At 42.8% G+C, this 2,375-nt stretch carries 2 protein-coding genes; one reads left to right on the top strand and one right to left on the bottom strand.

The genetic code is table 11. The annotated features are described in order from the left end of the window. The first annotated feature begins 220 nt into the window (after nt 1–220). Entirely contained in the window at nt 221–1,741 is a 1,521-nt protein-coding gene (locus tag PSE7429_RS26770; protein ID WP_009629663.1) for a hypothetical protein, read from the top strand. Nucleotides 1,742–1,760: 19 nt separating this feature from the next. Here PSE7429_RS26770 and PSE7429_RS22330 read toward each other — a convergent pair whose 3' ends face one another. Continuing rightward, nucleotides 1,761–2,075 (bottom strand): HigA family addiction module antitoxin, encoded by a 315-nt coding sequence (locus tag PSE7429_RS22330; RefSeq protein WP_009629662.1) that lies wholly within the window; start codon nt 2,073–2,075, stop codon nt 1,761–1,763. Nucleotides 2,076–2,375: the final 300 nt, after the last annotated feature.

Raw genomic sequence — 2,375 nt, 5'->3', positions numbered from 1 at the left:
TGCATCCATTAAGTCAAATATTGCATCTCTTCCATTTCCTAAAAATTATATGCCTGTTGACGAAAGTTCTGTAGTTTATCAATAATCATGACTGTAGATGTGCTTTTTCTTTTTCTATCTACTTTAGGCAGTTTGTATCTCTTTTACTCTGCCTTTTTTTCCTTTTTTAGTCTAAACTCCAGTCTACGAAGGTCAGGCAATAAAAGCAAGTTTAATTGAAATGTCTTGGAAGAATCTCGCCGTGATGGGAGTAAAGTATGATCCAGAGCGAGATCGAGAAGCACTTGTTGTCCCTACTGTTACAGTCACGACAGAAACTAATACTCAAGCTGAAAGACACATTGAGACGCAGAAAAGCTTCACTCATTCAAATCCCCTCGAAAAGATTGAATCGCAACTGAGGGAATCAGTGCGAAGTCATTTTAGTAAGGATAAAACAATGGCAGAAATCGCCACTCAATTTATTGGCAAAGCCGCCACTCCAGAAACAGTTTATTCCAGTACGAGATTGTACGAACAAGCATGGGGAGAACTGGCGAATACAGGCAAATATCAATCTGAAGATGTGATCATGGTCAGTGGCTCAGGACCTTGGCGGAGAGAAGGGGATGACCGCACTAAGTTACAGATTGAGCAAGAACTTCATCAAGTATTTACCAGTCATTACCAACCATTACTAGATAAAGCGATCGCCGCAGGTAGCCAAATATTAGTGGGCAATGCTAGAGGGACAGATCAGCTAGTAGTGGCATATTTGCAAGAAAAAGGCTATGCACTCAACTGGCAGTCCCAAGGCTATTACCAAGCTGAAACCTCTCAGCAAGAAAAATCAGTACATTCAGAACAGCCAGTAAAAATCACAGGAAAGCCCATCAAGATGGTTTATCCCCTCAAGATGCATGGAGAAGTGAATCCCTTGCCAGTTGATACCTGTATCGAAGCAATGCGCGGACATGGCAGATGTCACACGACGCGGAGATATGAACCCTATGCCGCCTATGGATTTAAGGAAGGGGATATAGCGATCGCGATCGCAGGAGAGCAGAAAGTCGCCTTTAAAGTGGGCAAACAGTACAAAATCACCCCAGAAATGCTGAATGATGCAGCCTATCAACAGCAATGGGCGCAGATGGAAAAACATAGCGCCAAGGAACTGGAAACATTTCAAGGACATACAAACACCTGGGGAATGCACTTTCAACCCTTGGGAGACTATGTGGATGGGAAGATTGTGCCATTCCCGACACAACCAATCAAATCCGATAACAGCATCGTTACCGATATTCAGCAACTAATGGAATGGAGTCGCATTGCCGAATATTTGGGCAAGAGCGAGAAATATATAGACCGTATTCAAGATCTGATATCAGGTGAAAGCATCACCGAAAAAGCACAGCAAGCGATGCACAAGGATCATCAGTCATTGAGCCAGCACGTTGCCTCGCAATGGCGGGAGATCTTAGCAATCAAAAGTGACTATGTAGAATCACAGGATGGCAACCTCGTCTTTGAGCGCAAGGGCAACGAAGGTAAATATCGAGCCACATGGGAACAAGCCACAGATACATTGACATTGGATACTAAAGTCGTAAATCAAGGCGAATTCCAGTATCTACCATTGTTAGTACAGCAAGGATTAGAGATTACCCACAGCCGAATAACCGTGAGAGATGCCCAAAACTGCGATCGCGCCCTCCAGTTAATAACTGAAAATCAAAAGGTAAAGCAAGAACAAAGATAAAGAAGCGATCGCTCTGAGATTAGCCAACAGATAAAACTTTTAATGGTTGAATAGTTTGGAGGTCATGATTTTCAGACAGTTGAGCATGATAGAGATCCCAAGACTGTTGGAGATTCATCCAGAAATCAGCCGAAGTGGAAAAGAACCTAGCCAAGCGTAAAGCCGTACTAGGAGTAATACCGCGACGACGATTAACAATCTCATTCACCCGTTGATAGGGAACATGAATTGCATTAGCAAGGTCACGCTGAGACAAATTAAGAGGTAGCAGAAATTCCTCCAGCAACATTTCGCCAGGATGAGTGGGAACACGATGGGTTGGGATTCTTGACATAATTTATTACCTTTTTATTATCTTAACTTTAGTGATAATCGCCAATTTCCACCTGAGAAGCACCAGCAAAGAGAGAATCATAAAAGCATAATAACACGGATATCATGCTATCAATTTCATCACTTATGAACAAGAAGCAAGAGCGCTTACGCTTGAAGTCAATGACGATTGACGAATTAGGAGGAATAATCTTATGGAAATAGCAATAAGTTCGCTGACAGGCAAGACACAAGCGCAGGTATTCAGATCGAAATCGCGCTGCCTGAAGACGACCAAACAGCTAATTGACCTCGCTAAATC

Origin of the sequence: Pseudanabaena biceps PCC 7429, from assembly GCF_000332215.1 — a bacterium.
Taxonomy (GTDB): domain Bacteria; phylum Cyanobacteriota; class Cyanobacteriia; order Pseudanabaenales; family Pseudanabaenaceae; genus Pseudanabaena; species Pseudanabaena biceps.
Note: the sequence above shows the minus strand (reverse complement) of the source record. Positions and strands in the feature narration are given on the sequence as shown.

What these genes read in the sequence shown, in the direction of transcription:
- PSE7429_RS22330 (WP_009629662.1), bottom strand. Translation starts at nt 2,075, where the DNA reads ATGTCAAGAATCCCAACCCATCGTGTTCCCACTCATCCTGGCGAAATG.
- PSE7429_RS26770 (WP_009629663.1), top strand. Translation starts at nt 221, where the DNA reads ATGTCTTGGAAGAATCTCGCCGTGATGGGAGTAAAGTATGATCCAGAG.